Annotated in this window: 13 protein-coding genes; 8 read left to right on the top strand and 5 right to left on the bottom strand. The window is 68.9% G+C overall.

Translation table 11 applies throughout. The features are described from left to right. The first annotated feature begins 121 nt into the window (after window positions 1-121). Entirely contained in the window at window positions 122-955 is an 834-nt protein-coding gene (locus tag PLE19_02165; GenBank protein ID HPD13725.1) for a hypothetical protein, read from the top strand. Window positions 956-1601: 646 nt separating this feature from the next. Here PLE19_02165 and PLE19_02160 read toward each other — a convergent pair. After that, on the bottom strand, window positions 1602-2756 hold the full coding sequence (locus PLE19_02160) for a HEAT repeat domain-containing protein (GenBank protein ID HPD13724.1): 1155 nt from the start codon (window positions 2754-2756) through the stop codon (window positions 1602-1604). A 792-nt stretch (window positions 2757-3548) separates the two neighbouring features. On the opposite strand from PLE19_02160, the gene PLE19_02155 reads away from it, so the two are divergent. Then, on the top strand, window positions 3549-4616 hold the full coding sequence (locus tag PLE19_02155; protein ID HPD13723.1) for a hypothetical protein: 1068 nt from the start codon (window positions 3549-3551) through the stop codon (window positions 4614-4616). 18 nt (window positions 4617-4634) lie between these two features. Here PLE19_02155 and PLE19_02150 read toward each other — a convergent pair whose 3' ends face one another. Beyond that, the gene (locus PLE19_02150) at window positions 4635-5714 is read right to left on the bottom strand and encodes a hypothetical protein (protein HPD13722.1); all 1080 of its coding nucleotides are present in this window, start codon (window positions 5712-5714) and stop codon (window positions 4635-4637) included. Window positions 5715-6128: 414 nt separating this feature from the next. On the opposite strand from PLE19_02150, the gene PLE19_02145 reads away from it, so the two are divergent. The 5 genes from PLE19_02145 to PLE19_02125 all read left to right on the top strand — a co-directional run bounded on the left by PLE19_02145 (window position 6129) and on the right by PLE19_02125 (window position 13907). After that, complete coding sequence (locus PLE19_02145) at window positions 6129-9314, top strand: serine/threonine-protein kinase (protein HPD13721.1); 3186 nt, start codon at window positions 6129-6131, stop codon at window positions 9312-9314. Window positions 9315-9416: 102 nt separating this feature from the next. Beyond that, entirely contained in the window at window positions 9417-9938 is a 522-nt protein-coding gene (gene lepB / locus PLE19_02140) for a signal peptidase I (protein ID HPD13720.1), read from the top strand. Between the two features lie 13 nt (window positions 9939-9951). Continuing rightward, the gene (locus PLE19_02135; protein ID HPD13719.1) at window positions 9952-11973 is read left to right on the top strand and encodes a hypothetical protein; all 2022 of its coding nucleotides are present in this window, start codon (window positions 9952-9954) and stop codon (window positions 11971-11973) included. Window positions 11974-11987: 14 nt separating this feature from the next. Next, entirely contained in the window at window positions 11988-12719 is a 732-nt protein-coding gene (locus PLE19_02130; GenBank protein ID HPD13718.1) for a zinc ribbon domain-containing protein, read from the top strand. A 66-nt stretch (window positions 12720-12785) separates the two neighbouring features. Then, window positions 12786-13907 carry a hypothetical protein gene (locus tag PLE19_02125; protein ID HPD13717.1) on the top strand — a complete coding sequence of 374 codons (1122 nt, stop codon included), beginning with the start codon at window positions 12786-12788 and terminating at the stop codon, window positions 13905-13907. A gap of 362 nt (window positions 13908-14269) precedes the next feature. Here PLE19_02125 and PLE19_02120 read toward each other — a convergent pair whose 3' ends face one another. Both PLE19_02120 and PLE19_02115 read right to left on the bottom strand, forming a co-directional pair. After that, complete coding sequence (locus tag PLE19_02120; GenBank protein ID HPD13716.1) at window positions 14270-15541, bottom strand: PA14 domain-containing protein; 1272 nt, start codon at window positions 15539-15541, stop codon at window positions 14270-14272. A gap of 539 nt (window positions 15542-16080) precedes the next feature. Continuing rightward, window positions 16081-16815 (bottom strand): DUF4412 domain-containing protein, encoded by a 735-nt coding sequence (locus PLE19_02115; GenBank protein ID HPD13715.1) that lies wholly within the window; start codon window positions 16813-16815, stop codon window positions 16081-16083. Window positions 16816-17300: 485 nt separating this feature from the next. On the opposite strand from PLE19_02115, the gene PLE19_02110 reads away from it, so the two are divergent. Beyond that, window positions 17301-18047, top strand: a complete 747-nt coding sequence (locus tag PLE19_02110) for a PEP-CTERM sorting domain-containing protein (GenBank protein HPD13714.1) — start codon at window positions 17301-17303, stop codon at window positions 18045-18047. A 57-nt stretch (window positions 18048-18104) separates the two neighbouring features. Here the strand turns inward: PLE19_02110 and PLE19_02105 are convergent, their stop codons facing one another. Then, complete coding sequence (locus tag PLE19_02105) at window positions 18105-19130, bottom strand: uroporphyrinogen decarboxylase family protein (protein HPD13713.1); 1026 nt, start codon at window positions 19128-19130, stop codon at window positions 18105-18107. Window positions 19131-19135 lie beyond the last annotated feature (5 nt).

Here is a 19135-nt window from a genome sequence, read left to right as displayed (position 1 = left end):
GGCGTTCCGCCCCCCTGCCCTTCGGCCTCCCTCTGCCAACTCGTTGACTCTGGCGCGCGCGGGCGCTATAATTCCAGTAGCAGGAACGTTACCGGGGACCCTACATGCAGGAGCTAGTCTCATGAAGTATGCAATTGCCGCAATGGCGCTGGCTCTCGTGGCGGCTCCTGTCGTTGGCGACGTGGTGCACCTGAAGAACGGCGGCACGCTCGAGGGGCAGGTGACTCTGACCGAGGACAGCGCGATCGTCCGCCTGCCGGTGGGCGAGGTGCGCGTGTCGAGCGACGCCATCGAGCGCATCGAGAAGAAGGAGACGCCTTTCGACCAGTACCTCAAGCGGGCCGCGGCGATCAAAGAGGACGACCCCGAGGCCCACTATCAACTCGGCCTCTGGGCGCGGGGAGCCGGCCTGAAGCATCAGGCCGCGGACGAGTTCGGCAAGACCCTGGCCCTCAACCCCGACCACGAGGGCGCTCACCAGGCCCTCGGCCACCGCAAGGTCAATGGCCAGTGGCTGACGCCCGAGGATGAGATGCGGGCCAAGGGCCTCGTCGAGCGCGACGGCCAGTGGGTCACGCCCGAGGTGGCCACGAAGCTCGACAACCTCAAGGCCGAACTGGCCCTCGCCCGCGAGAAGCGCCTCCAGGCCGAAGCGCAACTCCAGAAGGCCCAGCAGGTGCAGCCCGTGTACACCTACGACGGCTACTACTCGAGCCGCTCGTACGTCTCGAGCTACCCGTACTACACCACCGTGCCCTACACCACCTACGTGGCGCCTTACTCCGTCTATGGCTATGTGGGCACGTGGCCCTCGATCTACTACTCGTCGTCGTGGTGCTATCCACGGTACTACGGCTACAGGTCGTCGTGCTGGCCGTCGTCGGGCCTGTGGCTCGGCTGGTCATCGCACAAGGGCGGCTGGTCGGGCCACTACGGCGGCGGCCGCTGCCGCTGACGCGAGAACGCTCGACCGTCTCAAGCAGAAGCCCCCTTCACCGCGGGGCTTCCTGCTTGGGAATGGCATGCCGACACGCTCTGCCGTGACCCTCCAGCCGAATGAGGTTCATCAAAGTCCAGCGGTCCCGACGCAGCGCCTGTTGGGCAGCGTGGGGCGGGCGCTGCGACGCCAGCGGGGGTTATCCCATAACCCTATATGCCCCAATGCCTTAGGCTCTCCGGCCATCCCCATCCATACTTGCTCATCCGGCAGATGAGCAAGTATGGCCGGAGCCGCGAGAATCGCCCATTCTCGCCCATCTACCCATGCTGTATCACTCTCCTCCTCACGGGGTTGATACAGCATGGGCAGGCGGCCCCCGCCAGCCGCGGGTGCGGGCCGGAACCGTAGGCGGTTTCTGATGCGAGAATCCCCGGAACAGGGGAAGGCCCGGTGCAAAGGTAGCCGCGAGCGTCCCGCTTGCGGCCACTCTTTCTCGTCCCTACGCTCTGCTCCTTTCCCTGGTCCCTACGCTCTGCGTGGGGACGGCTTCTTGGCCGCTCCGCGGCCTCCTCGTCTTCGGGGAAGATTCGACCCAGGAGTCAACAACCTCCCGCGGGTTGCGAACGCGACCCGCGGGAGGTTGAGCATACGGAGGAGGGCCTCACTTGCTCTTGGGCGAGGCGGTCTGGCTCTTGCGCCAGACCTCCTGCCACTTGGCCGCGGCCTGCTGGCGGTGCTCGACCGAGCCGCCGGCCTGGAACCCCACATTGGCGCGCAGGATGAGGCGGAGGGCGAGGTCGGCCTTCTGGCGCACCCCTTCGTCTTCGTCGCCGAGCAGCAGGATGAGGCCGGGCGCCGCGGCGCGCGCGTGCTCGCGGAAGAGGCCCAGGGCCACCGCGGCCCGCTCGCGGAGCCGCCGCGAGGGCGCGCTGAGCAGAGCAGTCAAGGCGGGGATGGCGTTTCGGGCCTGAAGCGCGCCAAGGGCCGACACGGCCTCGAGCTGCACCTCCTCGCTCTTGTCGCTCAGGAGGTCCACCAGCCTCGGGGCCACCTGGGCGGCTTGCAGGTCCTTGAGGGCGATGATCGCCGCCGAGCGAACCGCCGGCTCGGGGTCGGCGAGCAGCTCGACCAGGGCCGGCACGGCGCTGCTGCCGCCGAGGCGCGCCAGGGCCGCCGCTGCCTCCGCGCGGGCCGAGGCGTCCTTGTCCTTCAGCAGCTCGGGCAGGGCCTTGGGCAGCTCGGGGTCCTTGCGGGCGAGCAGCTCGGCGACGGCGGTGCGGCGGAGGCGGGCATCGGGGTGCGCAAGCCAGGCCCGCAGGCGCTCGAGCCCCTTCTCGGGCTGGAGCGCCACAATGGCGAGCGCGGCGTCGGCCCTCACGGCCTCCACGCGGTCCTCGAGCAGGGGCTCGAGCGGCGGCACGGCGGAGGCGTCTCCCGCCTGCACGAGGGCCGCGATCGCCTCGCGGCGCACGAACGCCTCGGGGTCGCGCAGCAGCACCGTGAGCGCCCAGACGGCATCGCGGTCGCCTTTGCCCACGAGCCCCAGGGCGTGGGCCACGCGGGCGCGGAAGGTGGCGTCGTCGCTCCGCGCGGCGCGGATGAGCACGGGCACGGCCTTGTCGGGGAAGCGCTTGATGGTCTCGAGGGCCTGGAGCCGGTCCCGGCGGTCGGGCATCTTGAGGCGGGCGATGGCCTCGACCACGCGATGGCTATCCTCGCCGCGGGCGGCCGGGGGCGGGGCCTCGGGCGCTTCGCCGGCGCGCAGGGCGCCCGCAAGCATCAGTGCTGCTCCCGCCCATCGCATGGTCCTGCGCATGCTCTTCGCCGCCGCGATGCCGCACGTGGGTTCCCTCCTCCGCCGCGTATCGTACCAGAATGCCCGCGCCGAGTCAAACCGGCGCCGGCCGCGGGGTGTGGGCCGGAATTGTAGGTGGCTGCGGGAGCTCCGAAGGAGCGAAATAGGATAGCCCAGGGCAACGCCCTGGGAACAAGACCGCCCCGCGGCAGCCCTGACAGGGCGGAATCGAGAGTTTCTATCTCGCCCCTTCAGGGCTGGACCCGTGGATCCCGCCGAACCCAGGGCGTTGCCCTGGGCTATCCCATGCAAGCCCTTCAGGCTCCAGAGACAATCATCCTGCCTACAATTCCGGCCCACACCCCCGGCCGCGGCGGCGGAAGGCCCGGCGGGACCGCTGTGCGGCGCGGCAGGCGGTGGCCTTCTCGTCCCTGCGCTCTGCTCCTTCTTCTCGTCCCTACGCTCTGCTCGTTTTCTCGTCCCTACGCTCTGCGTGGGGACGGGCCTCTTGGCCGCTCCGCGGCCTCTTCGTCTTCGAGTCAGTAACCTCCCGCGGGTTGCGAACCCGCGGGAGGTTGGGGTTGGACGCGGGAGCGTCCGCATCATCGCCCCCACGCAGGGCGTAGGGGCGAGAGGGGCAGGTCTGTGGGCGGGGGCTCTGCCCCCGCGAGGAGGCGGCAGGGCGCGGGGCGCGGCGATTTCTCTTGACTCGTGATCCCGCATGGCGATAATGCGACGTGTGGACCTTCTGCGCGCAGGAGCGCGGGCGGCCAGGCTCCTGCGGCCGCGGCGACGGCGGGAAGAGAGGTGGTCATGGGCATCGAGCAGCAGCCCCGGCGCACGCGAGGGCGTCTGCACGTGGGGCTGGTGTACAATGCGGACCGCGATTGCGGCCCCGACCGCCCCGAGGACCGCGGGAGCACGGCCGATCTGCGGCAGATGATTCGCCGCATGGCGCGCGCCCTGCGCTCGGTGGGCTACAAGGTCACCGTGCTGCCGCTGGCGCGCGACCTGTCGGCCTTCCAGCGCCGGCTGCGGCGCGTGCGGCCCGACGTGGTGTTCAACCAGTACGACGACGTGGTGCACGGCGCCCTGTACGAGATGCGGGTGCCGGCCCTGATTCGGATGATGGGCTTCCGCGTCACCGGCTCGCCGCCGCTCGCCCTGGGCCTCACGCGCTACAAGCACATGGCCGCCAGCCTGCTCCAGGGGGCCGGCGTGCGCATCCCGCCCTGCACCCAGCTCCTCGAACGGGTGAGCGACGTGGACCTGCACAAGTGGGAGTTCCCGCTCTTCGCGCAGCCCGCCCGCGAGCACGCCAGCATCGGCGTGGACCGCAACTCGGTGGTCCACTCGAAGAAGGCGCTGCGCGCGAAGGTGCGCGAGCTGCTTCAGACCTATCACCAGCCGGTGCTCGTGCAGGCGTTTCTGCCGGGGCGCGAGTTCAACGTGGGCATGGTGGGCGGCCGGCGGCCCCGCGTGATGCCGCTGGCCGAGGTAGACTACTCGAAGCTCCCGCCCGGCATCCCGCCCGTGATGTCGTACGCCGCCAAGTGGATCGAGACGGCGGAGGAGTACGGCAAGACCTCGGTGATCTGCCCCGCCGTGGTCGAGCCCGAGCTCTCGCGCGAGATCATCTCCACCGCGCTGCGCGCCTTCCGCGCCGTGGGGGCCTGGGGGTATGGGCGGGTGGACATCCGCCTCGACGCCGAGGGGCGCCCGTGCGTGCTCGAGGTCAACTGCAACGCCTGCCTGGAGGAGGGCCACAGCCTGCCGCGCCAGGCCGAGCGGGCCGGCATCCGCTACCCGCGGCTGCTCCAGATGGTGGTGCGCGCCTCGTTCGAGGCGTCGTCGCAGGAGCTCGACATTCCCATGGATTGAGCGCGCCGGCGGCTCGGCTCAGCCGCCCGTGAGCCGGCCCGTGTAGGCGAACTCCACGCCGAGCGCGGCGGCCATGGCCGCCACGTCGGCCAGCTTCTGCGGCGCCTGTTCGGCCCGGAAGCGCAGCCCCAGCGCGCCCGCGCGGTCCTCGAGCTTGTGCAGGATCGTGAGGGCCTCGTCGGCGTCGAGGCCGGACCAGTGGACCATGCGCTCGAGCAGCCCGCGCCGGTTGCGGCGCAGCAGCGTGCGCGCCGCCTGCGTGGCGCCGCCGCGCACGGGCGGGAACACGGCGCGCAGGTGGCCGTCCACGTAGCCCTGGGCCGCCGCCTGATAGCGCTCGGCCTGCTGCCCGTAGTACTCGGCCAGCAGCATGGTGAGCTGCTCCACGGGGCTCACCAGCCGCCCGCCCATCTGCCGCGGCTCGCGCTTGCGGACGCGGCGCACCACGCGGTCCACATACAGCAGCTTCTCGAGCGCCGGCCAATACCGGTAGCGCCGCCGCCAGGCCGAGCGCGGCGTGAGCCACACGGCGAACGTCTCGGCGAAGTCCTCGTCGGGGTGCTTCTGCGCGTACGTGCGGCCGTAGTGGCTGGCGTAGACGTGGCGCACGAAGCGCCGGCTGGCGGGGTTGGGCTGGAACGACTCGTGGTACGGGGTCGAGAAGCGCCCGAACGTCTCCACCCACTCGGCCTCCTCCCAGAGGCGGTAGGCGTAGTTCACCGCGTGGCCCGCCTCGTGGCGCAGCAGCATCATCACCATCGCGTCGTCTTCGATCTCGCCCGTCTGCTCCTCCTCGATCTGGGCGAGCCGCTCGTCCGCCAGGTAGAAGGGGATGCCGATGACCGGCACGCGGTCGGGGCAGCCCCAACTGTCGGTAAGGTAGAAGGAGGGGCGGAACCCGATGCCTTTGGCGCCCAACTCCTTGAGCAGCCGCGCGGTGAACGGCTCCAGCGGCGAGCCCTCAATCGCCAGCCCCAGGTCGCAGATGCGGGTGTTGAGCAACTCGCACCGCACGGTCTCCCAGTCATTGAACACGGGCGCCGAGGCCGCCGCCTCTGCGCGGCCGCGGCGCGGCGAGGTACGAAGATGGGCTTCCATGGCGTTTCCGAAAGCTTGAACGGTCGTGATGGGAGCCGCGGCACTCGGAGCCCTGCTCTCGCACGACCGAAGGCCTGTATGAGCGAACCCAGAACGCATGCGGCAAGCATCGCGGGCCGGCCGTGGGTGCGCCCTGGAGCGCGCGACGAGGCCCGCGACGATGCAACTTGCTTTGGCACAAGGCCTTGCGTCGCGTCACTCGTCGCGGCCAGACCGCTCACCCATCCGTCGCCTGGCCCGGGTGCCTTGCCACCCTGTCCCCCCCACTATACGCCGGACGGTCGGAAAGTGCAACTGGACCCGTGGCGGGGCAACAGGGGGCAGGGCTGGGTGGCCTCCCGCCTGCCGCTTTCAGGTGGTTGACTTCCCTGGCCCGGTCTGCTACGATGCGGAACGATGCCCGAGGGACCTGCGATGAGCGACGCGAACGCGAAGCCGCCTGGCCCTGAGCAGGGCCTGCCCGACCTGTCGAAGTGCGAGCTCGTGCAGGAGCTCGGCACGACGACCGAAGGCCCCACCCTCGTGGTGCGCGACGCCGCCACCGGCCGCCGCTTCGTGCTCAAGATCTACGACAAGAGCTTGCTCCGCGACGGCGAGTTCGCCGCGCGCGTGCGGCGCGACGCCCAACTGGCCAGCGGGCTGGTCCACCCCAACGTGGTGCGTGTGTTCGGCGCCGCCGAGTGGCTGGGCGACCTGGTGGTCGTGCGCGACTACGTCGAGGGCGCCTCGCTCGCCGAGGTGCTCGCGACCAAAGGCAAGCTGGGCGCCACCGAGACCCTCTCGGTGGCGCTCGCCGCCACCCTGGCCCTCGAACGGGGCCGCCAGGTGGGCCTCACGCACGAGGCGGTGTCGCCCACCAACCTGCTCGTGGCGCGCGACGGCAGCGTGAAGCTGGCCGACCTGGGCGTCGCCAAGCTGCGCCCCGTCGAGCCGTCCATCAGCAAGACCGGCGTCGCCGTCCGCTCGCCCGCCTACCTGCCGCCCGAGTACTTCGAGCTGCGCGGCTCGCTGGACACCCGCTCGGACCTCTTCTCGCTCGGCACCGTGCTGTACCAGTGCCTGAGCGGCCAGACCCCCTTCAAGGGCGACACGACGGCCGAGGTGACGTTTGCCGTCCGCAACGGCATCTTCCGCCCGCTCCGCGAGGCGGCGCCCGAGGTGTCGCGCTCCTTCGCCAACATCATCGAGAAGCTCCTCCAATCCCGGCCCGCCGATCGCTACGAGAATCCCATGGCCTTGCTGGCCGACCTCGAGGCCGTGCGCGCCGGCCGCGTGCCGGAGGCGCAACGCAAGGCCGTGGCCGAAGCGATCCGCGAGAAGCAGGAGGCCGAGCGGCAGGCCGCCGCCGCGCCGGCGCCGGCCGTCGCGGCAGCCGCGGCCCCGGCCCCCGCGCCCCCGCGCCCGCATCGCACATGGGCCGCCACCGCGGCCATCGTGCTCGTGCTGGCCGCCACCGCGGCCTTCATCGTCTTCGGCCCGCGCGGCAAGCCCCCCGCCAGGAAGGGCGTGGGCGAGAGCATCGAGGCCCCCGTGCCCGTCGAGGACCCTGCCGCCCGGGCCCGCAAGGCGCGCGAGGAGCTGGAGCGGGTCAGCAAGGCCTCCGAACAGGGCAAGGCGCTCGAACCGGCCGACAAGCTCGCGGCCGTGCAGGCCGAGATGAACCAGCTCCAGGAGATCGAGAAGACGTACGCCGGCACCGAGGCGGCGGCCGAGGCCCAGAAGCGTCTCCGCCCGCTCCAGGCCGAAGCCGCCTTCCAGAGCGCCCTGCTCTACGCGCGCGAGCACCCGGCCGACCGCGAGGGCATCGCGGCGCGCCTGCGCGAGATCGTCGAGAAGTACCGCGACACGGCGGCCGGCTACAGCGCGGAACGCCGCCTCGACGAGTTCGAAGACATCGCGCGGAAAAAGGCCCAGGCCCTCTTCGACCAGGCCCGCCAGCGGGCGCGCGACCTGGCCGGCAAGCGGCGCTTCGGCGAGGCCCTCGCCCAATTCGACGAGCTCCTGGCCGCCAACCCGCCCGAGGCGATCAAGCAGAATGTGCTGCTCGAGAAGAACGCCATCACCTCGGAGGCGGAGCGCGCGTACCTGGACGTGCAACGCCGCGCCCAAGAGAAGATCGCGGGCAACTACTACGAGGAGGCGAAGACCCTCTACGACCAGGTGGTGGCCACATTCGGCGTCGAGCCCTTCGTGGGCCGGGCCAAGAGCGAGATCGCCATCATCACCCCCCTGCTCAAGAGCGCCGCGGCCCGACGCCTCGAAGCCATTGACGCCGCGAAATACCAATTCTTCCTCACTCGCCTCGAGCCCTCGCTGGCCCAGGCGCGCACCTGGGAGCTGGCCGCGGCAACCGCCGAGGCCGAGAAACTGCGCGCCGAGCTCCGCACGGCCGGCATCGAGAACTACCTCGACGCCTACCTGGGCGACCTGGCCCTCCTCTCGAGCCTCAAAGCCCGCGTGGTGCGCCGCCTGGGCGACGCCGCCAGCCCCGTGGCCGTGCGCGACTTCTCCCTCGGCAAGCTCGGCGGCAAGTTCGACCCCCAGTGGCTCGAGGCCCGCGTGGTGCAGGCCGACGACGCCACCGTGGTGTTCCGCTACGGCGAACTCGACGTCCGCCGCACCTGGAGCCAATTCGCGCCCGACGAGCTCTACAAGCTGGGCATCCTGGCCACCGACCGCAACGACCCGCAGGCCCACCTCGCCCTCGGCGTGCACTGCCTCTACGCCAACCTGCCCACGGTGGCCGCCCGCGAGCTGCACCTGGCCAAGCCGGGCGCGCCCGACGCCGCCGCCTCCTACCTCCAGCGGGTGGACGTGTTGCTGGGGATGGAGAAGGCCGCACCCGCCGCCGGCCCGCAGGAGGAGGCCAGCCGCCTGCTCCTCGAGGCCAAGCGCTACATGAACGAGCAGGCCTGGGACCGCGCCCTCTACCGCCTCGCCACCCTGCGCGAGAAGCACGCCAGCAAGGTCTACGACATCTCGGCCAACCTCGACGACATCAACCAGCGCATCGCCCAGTGCAAGAAGCAGGTCGAGAAGCTCGAGATCGAGGCCAACCTGGCCCTAGGCAGAGAGGTCACCCCCCTGCGCGAGAGCCTCTTCGACGACTGGCAGCAGCGTTTCGGCAAGTGGGCGCTCGAGAAGGGCGTGCTCACCTGCGACAACCCCGAGGAGCACGACGCCGAGTGCCTCTTCAGCTTGCGCCACCCCCCCGCCTACGAGCTGCGCGCCAGCGTGCGCGTGGTCGAGGGCACGGGCGCGCTCCTGCGCCTGGCCGGCAAGGCCCGGCCCAACCTCGCCTTCTGGGTCCACGCGGGCAAGCCCGACCTCGTGGGCCTCACCATGGCCCAACCCGAAGACCAGCAGGCCGACGAGCGCCGCACCCAGCCCTTCGCGTTCAAGCCGGGCGAGTGGTACGAGATTCGCGCCACCGTGAGCCCGATGAACGTTCAGGTCACCATCGGCGACGCCTACGCCGTCCGCATGCCCAACAAGCTCCCGGCCGACCCCTCCGGCCTCCAGACCTACGGCTTCGTCGTCAACCCCAAGAGCCGCGCCGAGTTCCGCGACTTCGCCGTGCGCGCCCTGCGCGAGCAATAGGGGGAGCATTCCCGCCTCTTCCGCGCTTGACTTGCGGCCCGATCGCGTGTAGTATGCTCACGGGGCGGGGGGATGCCCCACGACGGAGAGCCTGCCGTGCCGATGTCACCCCGCGACATCCTCAGCTCGGTCGTCTTCTATCTCGGCGTCACCGTCGTCACCGTGCTGCTCCTGCGGTTCGGCACGCAGTACGGCCTCGAGAAGGTGGCCCAGGACTTCACCCGCATGGAGCCGCGCCTGGAGCGTGGCGGCCACCTCTTCGTGAACAAGTGGGCGAGACTGCCGCAGGACCTGGAGTACGAGGACATTATCATGTACCGGCGCCCGCTGTGGAAGCGCGCCTCGTACCAGTACGAGTTCGCCCGCGTGGTGGGCAAGCCGGGCGACGTCGTGGAGCTGATCGGCTCGAAGCTCTGGCGGGCCGAGCGCCGCGAGGGCAAGCTCGAGCCCCGGCAGCCTGTGACCGAGCCGTTCCTGAACCCGCGCGACCGCCCGGCCGACTTCAGCGCCGTGCTCGTACCCCGCAACACCGTGCTCGTGATGTTCGACAGCCGCAACCACCGCGAGCCGTTGCGCGACCTGCTCATCCCCGTCCGCGCCATCCGCGGGCGCGTGATTCGCTAGGAGGCCCTCTCGGGTGATACGCCTCCCCTTCCGGCTCACGCCCCGCTCCGCCATCGAACTCGCCGTGGCCCTCCTGCTGGCCTTTGTCGGCCTCGTGCTCATCCTCGGCACCACCGACGAATACAAGGCCGGCAAGGCCTTCAACCTGGCGATGGACAGCTACTCCGCCGGCATCTTCGAGGACGTCTACGACGCCCTCGAGGACGCCATGCGCGCGAAGCCCGACTACAGCGCCCCGCGCGAAGTCTACGCCAAGCTGCTGGTGGATGAGGCCTATGCCCACCCGGCCAAGTTCGCCGAGGCCAGGGGCGTGTTCCAGGCCATCGAGCGGCGCCAGCGGGCCGCCCAGGGCACCTGCTCGCTGCCCGTGCTCATCGGGCTCGCCGTGACGGACCTGGAGACGGTGCGGGCCTCCAACCCCACGCCCCAGGCCCTCCGGGCCGCGGTGCAGGAGGCCCGCGGGCGGCTCGAGGCCGCCCTCGCCGCCTACCCCAACTCGGGCGACGTCCACGTCAACCTAGCCACCGTGGCCCTTCTGGAGAACGATCTTCCCCGATGCCGGGCCGAGCTCGACAAGGTCGTGGAGGTCGGCAACATCAGCCCCGACGCGCTCCAGCACTACTGCAACCTTCAGGGCCTGGCCGCCCTGGGCGAGGGCCAGTTGGGCGCCGCCGTGACCGAGTTCGGCAAGGTGCAGGAGTTCCGGCCCGACTGGGAGGTGCCGCAGCTCAATCTCGGCGCCGCCTACGCGCGGATGCTCCTGGCGCCCGACCTCGCCCCCCGCGCCGCCGAGCAGGCCGTGGCTGCCCTGCGCAACATCCTCGCCCGAGTGAAGAAGGCGAAGGCCCCTCTCTACGCCCGCATCTGCCAGGCCCTGGGGACCTACTACGTGCGCCAGGACCTGCCGGCCGACGCCCTGCTCCGCTTCGCCGCGGCCGAGGAGGCGGGCGAGTTGCCCTGGCAATGCCGCTTCAACCAGGCCATCGCCCACTACCTGAACGCCATGGCCGCGCGGCGCCGCACCCCGGAGGCATTCGCCGCGCCCGCCGCCGAAATGGCCCTGGCGCTCAACAACCCCGAGGCCGGGCCCCGCGACAAGTTCCTCGCCGCCTGTCTCCTCGGCACGATGGAGGGGGAATGCGGCCGGCGCACCCAGGCCATCACCCACTTCCAGCGCGCCGCCGACGCCGCGGCCCCGCTGGCCTCCGACCCCTTTGTGAAGGCCGTCCTCCCCACCGTGCACATGAGCCTGGCCACCCTCTACTACGAAAGCGGAGAACTGGCCAAAGTGGCCGAACAACTCGAGCGGGCCAAGGACGCGCCCGACGAGCTCGCCAAGAAGAAGCTCGCCGCCTTCGCCAAGCTCCTCGAGAACGCCCCCAGGATCAGCCAGTTCGAGGCCAAGCTCGAGCCGCTCTTCACCGAGCACGACCTGGCCGTGAGCGCCACCCTCGCCGTCCCCGCCTCGCCCAAGCCCCTGAGCGCCGAGAACGTGGCTCTCCGCCTCATCGAGACCGTGTCGAACACCGCCAAGCCGCTCCCCTTCCTCCTCAACGGCTCGTCCCTCTATGCCGTGGCGCTCAACCCGCCCGAGGGCAAGTACCGCGTGGAACTGGCCCTCACCGATGCCTTCGGCGCGCGCGACAAGGCCACCAGCGAACTCTTCGAGATCGACCGCGACCCGCCCCGCGCGGTGGACTGCTCGCCGGCCGAGGGCGCGACCGTCACCTCGCTGTCCAGCATCGCCTTTCGACTCGAGGACTCGATGAGCGCCGTGGACCTGGAGTCCCTCCGGGTCATGCTGCGTTACCCCCCGGGCAGCCCGCTCGCCTCGCGCGTGCTCGTCTCCGGCGGCAAGTACCAGTTCGCCAGCGCCGACGGCTCGGTCGCCCGCAACTCGGCCGCCACCACGAACGTCCGAGCCCCGCTCCCCGCCGACAAACTCCTCAAGGGAGAGTACCGAGTCACCGTCCACGTCCGGGACAGCCGAGGCAAGGCCCGCGACATCGAGTGGGCCTTTGTCCTGAATCCCTAGGGAAGGCCCGCGCCATGCTCTGCCCGAAGTGCGGTCACGACAACCCCATCCAGCGCCTCTACTGCGACGAGTGCGGCGCCGAGCTCCAGCACGATCTCGCCCAGGTGCAGGCCGCCGTGGACATCGAGATCCAGCGCGACAAGGCCAAGCGGACGACCCACGCGATCCGCTGGCTGGTCGGCGTAGCCTTCGCCCTGTTCGTCATCGGCATCCTCTTCCGCAACGCCTACAAGGACTTGCCGGCCAACGATGTCGTGCCGTTCATCGCGGCGCCCACGGTCGAGCTCGAGGTCCCACCCACCGCGGTCACCCGCAAGTTCGGGCTCGAGCTTCCCGCGCCGCGGGTTGCCGCGCCACCGAGGGCCACCCTCGACGCCCCGACGTTCAAGGCCAAGGTGCTCGACGAGGCCTTCCGCCGAATCGCCGTCACCGTGCAGGCCACCGGCTTCAAGCAGCCGCTCACGGGGCTGCTCGTCACCGACGTCGTCCTGCGGTTCACCCCGAGCGGCGAGGCGGCCTCCGTGCCCCTCGCCCCCTGCGAGATCATCAGCCTTCGTCCGCAGGCCAACGGGCTGTGGGAAGTGGCCGCTCGATCGCTCGAGAAGCCCTGCAAAGGCACGATCGCGGGCGCCCAGACCCTCGACCTGCACGTCGTACACCGCGGCCCCGACAACAAGCTGACCACCACCGCCTTCCCCCTGCGCAACCTCGTCGAGATCAAGCCGATCGGGGCCGCCCAGCCGTGACGCGCGCGAGAGAATGGGCGTCTCGCGCGCAACCGTCACCCGCCTGCCTTCACGAAAGGCCCGAACATGCGCCGAGCCGCTCTTCTCCTCGCCGTGGCCCTGGGCGCCCAGGCCGCTGAGAAGCCGGCCGAGAAACCCGTCCTCGCCATCCTCGACTTCGAGTGCGCTGCCGACCCGGACCTGGGCGCGAAGGTGGCCGAACGCCTCGAGAAGCGCGCCCTCCAGGCCAACAAGCACATCCTGCCCGACCGCGACGACCTCCGCCTGGCCGTCCGGCAGGCTCGGCTCAAGATCGCCCTCAACGGCGCCGAGAAGCAACTCCAGAAGTTCGCCCATGACGACCTCGGCGCGCACATCCTCCTCTGGGGAACCGTCGAGCCGCGCCCCGACCGCGCCTTCCTCGTCTCCGTCCGCGCCATGAAGTCCGAGGGCGAGCCTGTGCCCTACATGGCCGTCGAGCGCGAGTGCGCCAACTTTGCGGCCCTCGCCAATTTCTACACCGACTTCGAGCCCGTGCTCCTTGAGGAGCGCACCGCCCTGCGCGTTCTCACCCCCGTTTCGCCCGAGGCCAGGGCCAGGAACCTGGTCAAGAACTGGTCATTCGAAGAGGGCACCTGGTTCCCCGCCGGCTGGTCCAAGGTGGACGGCTTGACCAGCTTCTGGGTGGACCGCGAGGATGGCAAGGGCAAGTGCGTGATGCACGACACCGAGGTCCTCACCTCGCAGGCCTATCCGTGGTGGGAGACGTTCAAGCAGGGCAAGGTCACGGCCAAGGACGCCCCGAAGAAGCTCCCCGTCGGCCCGGGCGAGATCTACGCCACCGTCGGCGGCTGGGAGGGCGTGCAGTATTACAGCGACCTCATCCCCGTGAAGCCCAAGATGCGTTACCGCATCAGCGTGGACATCAAGGCGAACTGGGGCGGCATCTTCTTCCCCAAGGCCTGGGTCAAGGGCTACGGCGAGCGCACCGACGACTTCACCACCCAGAAGCGCGAACTCTACAACGCCTATCTCGCCCTCCGCACCGAGACCAGAGGCAAGGAGTGGGAGACCTTCACCCGCACCTTCAACCCCACCCTCAAGACCCCCGCCGTCAAGTGGATGGGCGTGATGCTCTACAGCTACTGGCCCCTGGGCAAGTACTACTGGGACAACGTGATCATCACCGAGGAGGCCATCGAGGACTGAGGCGCGCAGGAGGCCGGAAGAGGGGATCATGCAACAAGGGCAGCCAACCGGCTGCCCTTGTTCGCTACCGCGAATCCTATTCGCAGGGCCGCTGCACACACGGCCAAAGGTCTCGCGAGAAGGGGTGCGGCACTAGCACCCACGGTCGTCTCCGACCTGCTCGGTCTCGTGGGCCGAGCCGTTCATCTCTGGCTTCATTATGCACGATGACCCGACAGGTGTCGAGTTAACAAGCCCTTAATCCGGCATTAAACTGCGTTAATGCCCCATCCCCTGCCTGCACAAGCACTTATGGTTGGGGAACCAGAGCGGCATGCCCCGCGGCAAGGGCGCTCCAACGCCGGTCGGGCGCCGGCCGCTGCTCAGCCGGCGCGACGGCGCCGCCGAGCCAGGGCAGCCAGGCCCAGGCCAGCGAGCGCGAGGGTCGTCGGCTCGGGCACGAGGCCTAGCCCGCCGTTCGCCACGTCGCCCACGAGGCGGAAAGCATTGCCGTCGAAGCTCGAATAGTCGCCCGGCGCGGCCCACAGCTCCACAAAGGCACCGCCGCCGCGCTCGAAGAAGATGAACTCGAGCTCGTGAACGCCCGCGTCGAGATAAGTGGCGGCGCCGGTGTTGCTGTCGCCCGTCGGGCTAAGGAAGGCGACCGTGTCGCCGAGCGCGATGCCGCCGCCCCAACGGTGGGCGAACTCGGCGCCCAGCAGCCGCAGGCGCGAGCCGTCGTCGCCACGAAAGCCGAAGGTGTACATGCCCGAGGTCGGGATCAGCACGTAGCCGTGCGCGAGGAAGGCGATGTCGTCGTCGTCGCCGGCCGTGTTCGACAGGAAGGGCGCCTTGCTGCCATTGCCGAAGTAACCCCCGCCGCCCGGGTTGTTCGGGTCGTTGTGATTCACGGTGGCGCCCTTGCCGTCAATGATCGTGCCCAGGCCCGACATCAGGGAGTTGATGGCGTCGTTCACGCTGTTGAGGGTGCCGTTGTTGCGCACCTCGCGGATGCCGAAGAAGCCGAAGCCGCCCTTGGGTCCCACGCCCAGCAGCGGGTTGCCGCCCGGCGGCGCGGTGGGCAGGTTCAGCTCCCACTCGATGATGTATGAGAGCGTGTGATTGCCCTGCCCTAGCGAGCTGCCGGCCTGGTGGTCGTTCCACAACCCATCGGGGCGGCGGTGCACGGCGTCCTCGCCGCCCGAATCGTTCGGCTCGCCGGCGCCGAAGCGCTCGAAGGCATAGGGCTCGCCTGTCACCCACGCCCAGCCCGAGCCGATGCCCTTGTTGCTGCCGGCCTCGCTGCCGGGCATGGTCGCTCCGTCCAGGGTGCTCGTGGCGCTGCTGTCGGTGAGCCCGATCCAGAATTCGCCGCTCGGGGTGTAGAGGGCCAGGTAGTCGTTCTCGAGCGCGCTCGTCAGCGTGGCCAGATGCCCGAACAGCGTGGGATTGGCCCCGATGGGGCCCACGCCGGGGAACGAGCGCGTCATCGCGTCCACCCGGGCTTGATCCCACGTGTACGAGCCCGTGATGATCTCGTAGGCATTGTAGCTGCCGCTGCCGTTGGGCCCGATGATGGGCACGGCCTCCGCCACCAGACCCGCGCACAGCACCAGCCCGACAGCGAGCCCCGCCAGGTCGCGCCGAGGGAACATAGCTCATAGCCTCCGAAGTGACTAGTGGAGCACAACGCAGCGGTATCCTACAAAAACCCGATGGCAGTGTCAACTGCCCGCGCACGAAAAAGAGGCCCTTTCGGGGTTTGGCGATCGTGCCTCGACTGGTCGGTGGAGGGTGTGGGCACTCCCTCTCCTTGCGGACCTGGCGGTTCCTGAGGAGGGCTGTGCCGAGTGGCTGGCCGGCGCAGCCTGCACATGCTGTATCAACCCTGTGAGGGGGAAAGTGATACAGCATGGGTAGATGGGCGAGAATGGGCGATTCTCGCGGCTCCGGCCATGCTCGCTCATCCGGGGGATGAGCGAGTATGTGAGCGGGAGTGGCCGGAGGGCGTAAGGCGTGGTGGCATAGAGGGTTACGGGGAGTCCTCGCCGGCTCCGCAGCCCCAGCCCCACGCTCCCCAGCGGCTCCCACGTCAGGATCGCCAAACCTTGATGAGCCGGGAAAGACAGACCCACCCGCGGCTCGGCGGCCGCGGGTGGGCCTGAGATGGGTCATCCGACCCGGCTTGCGCTGGCTATTCCTTCGGCATCGCAGGCGCTTGAGGCATCTTCATCGTCTTGTAGTCGTCGGGCACAGTGAACAGCGCATCATCGGGCGACTTGGTGTCAATGGCCACGAGCGTCATCTCCGACACGACGTTGCCCTTGGCGTCTTTCGTCACCATGCGGTAGGGGAAGCCAGGCCACTCCACCCTCTTCATCCAGGCGGCATTCGGACCCTGGGCCATGGCCTTGAACGTCTCGGCGAATCCGGCGAGCATGGTTAGGTCCTTCGCGATCCAGTGCTCCGAGCTCTTGTCCTCCACCGTCACCGTGTACTGCTGGCCCTCATAGGACTTGGCGCCCGCGCCGGCGGCCTCGCCCTCTTTCACGAGCGTCAGCGTCGTGCCGTTCACGTTGAAGGTCACCTTCTCCGTCTTGTCGGTCTTGACAATCTGCGGCACCGGCACGGGCGCAGGCGGCTCGACGCTGCCAATAGGCATCTCCATCACCATCTTCTGCGCCGGCATGACCATGCTCATCTTCTTGTGCGCCGGGTCAATGATCGTGTAGTTCGACATCCCCGCGACCTTGGTGTCCATGCGCACCAGGCCCTTCTTGACCGTGTAGTCCATCGCCACTGCTTGGGCGCCGGCTTGCGTCGAGACCACCTCGAAGCTCAGCTTGCCCTCGAATGCTTCCGCCGCCAGGGCAGCAGTCGCCAGCCCCAGAGCTAACGTCGCCACACACGCCCTGCGCCACATGACCATGGGCACACTCCTCGAAGATTCCTCCCCTAGTTGACATGACGCTATCATGTCCGGCGCGCGGTGTCAATGGCAATCCGTTCCCCGCGATGGCCAACAGGCGGACCCAGCGCGCGTTGATGTTGGGCAACATTGCGTTGCCAGGCTGCAACGCCCGTAAGTATAGTACTGGGCATATCATGCGGCGATCTGTGGCATGTGGCGTTGCCGGTCGTCAACATCCGCATGATCTCAGCGGAGAAACCGAGCGACGTCGCGCAGCTCTGATGATTCGCAAGTCATTGAGGTACATTAACTTGCAACCAGGACTACACTAGCATCTATAGGACTGATCCCCGGCACACTAGTTGCTAGCTAAAGAAGTGTTATTGGGTTTTGGTGTTGGGGTTCAGGCCCCCAACTATCCTATCTTCTGAACAACTGCCCTGGGGCGAACCAAGACAAGGAGCGGGGACGTGAGGAAGACTCGTGTGTGCGGGGCTCTGCTGATGCTGGCGCTGGTTGCGGGCCCCGCAACCGCGCTGGTGATGATTGACGACTTCCAGAACCCCGTCATCTCGCCGCCGAGCCCCGTCAAGATATGGCTGGAGGAGTACGTCGTCGGTGTCGGCGATACGTATGCGAATCCGGGCTTCAATGCCGGCCTGCCCCTTGCCAGCACGATCGGCGGCCGCCGCGACTTCGCCCTCCAGTACATCGGCGGCGGGTCCATCGGCGCGACCTCGGAGCTCAGCATCATCGGGTTCCCGGATCAGGATCTCCAGTTCAGCAACGACGCCGGGGTCATGGCCACCTTCCGAATCGGCTATGGAATCATCACCCCACTCGACTGGGATACCACGGCTCCCGCGACCTTCTCCGACACCATCGAGCTTGTCATTCGTTCAACCGACCACGACTCCCAGTTCATCGCGCACCTCGCGAGCGGTGTCGGCACTCTTGGCGAGATGCACCAGTTTATGATCTATAGCCTCCCGTCGGGATACACGGGCCCCTTCGTCATCCCGTTGTCGGATTTCCCGGGCATTGATCTCACCGATGTGGACCAGATCGGCTTCGAGTTCGGGTATGGCAATGCGGTGCTGCCGGAGGATGAGCGGCAGCCCACCTATGTGGCGGACCTCCAGTTGAGCATCGACATGATTCGGGCGACGGGCGCGATCCCCGAGCCCACCACCCTCGCGCTGCTCGGCTTGGGCGCCCTCGCTCTGGCACGCAAGCGTCGGCGCGCCTGAGCAGGCAACAGGCAGGAATCCCGCAGGGCACGGTCGTTCGGCTGTGTCCTGCGTCGTTTAACGCCCCCGATACTGGCGATAAGCGTCCAGGCAGGCGACGACGTTCTCGAGCGGGCAGTTGTCGGGAATGTGGTTGCCCACGGCGAAGAAGTAGCCGGGGCAGGCGCGCCCCTTGTCCATCACGCGGCGCACCTCGCGCCGGACCTCGCGTGGCGTGCCGAAGGTGAGGACGCGGCAGTCGGCGTTGCCGATGATGACGTGGGTCTGGCCATAGTTCTTCACGATGTAGTCGAGGTCGGTGAGTGGCTCGAAGATGAAGCCGTCGGCCCCCGCCTCGGCCAGGTCGTCCACAAACTCCGTGAAATCGCCGTCCGAGCAGAACAGCACCTTCTTGCCCGCCTTCTTCACGATGCTCCACAGGCGCTTGAGGTTCGGGAACAGCACGCTTCGGTACCACGCGGGGTGGATGAAGGCGCCCTGGGTCCACACCATGTCGTCGTGGGTGAGGATGACCTCGGCGTCGGTGCGCGCCCAGGCCTGGTAGTAGACCTCGATGACCTCGGTCCAGCGGTCGAGCACGCGGGTGAAACGGTCGCGGTCGAGGCCGGCCATCGTCAGCAGCATCTCCCAGCCGAAGGCGGCGATGAGGAAGCTCATCTGGGTGCGATAGGTGCCGCCGGGCCAGACGGCGAAGGGGAACTGCTCGTGCTGGGCGCGGTGATACCAGTCCTGGTACTTCCTCACTTGCTCGTCGAGATCGGGCAGGCCGTACTCCTGGCGAGGGTCGAGGTTGAGGGCTTCCTCGACGTCGGCGAAGCCGAGGTGGCGCGAGTCGGCCTCCTGCTGGCGTTCGTGCCAGTAGGCGCGGCCCATGTCGGTCCAGCGGCCCGGGGGGTTCGGCCCGTCGGTGGACCAGATGAAGTCGAAGTCGAGCACTTCGGCCGCTCTGCGCCCCAGGTCGGGGTGGTCGGCGGCCAGCCCGGTGATCTTCGACATGAAGCCCAGGTGGCTGATGTACTGCGTGTGAGGGATTTCGGCGGGAGCCTGGAGGCGAATGGCGGCCATGCCGCGCGCGTAGCTCACGGGCG

The organism is Planctomycetota bacterium (genome assembly GCA_035384565.1).
GTDB lineage: Bacteria > Planctomycetota > PUPC01 > DSUN01 > DSUN01 > DAOOIT01.
The sequence above is the reverse complement of the archived record's forward strand: the minus strand, read 5'-3'. Positions and strand labels throughout refer to the sequence as shown.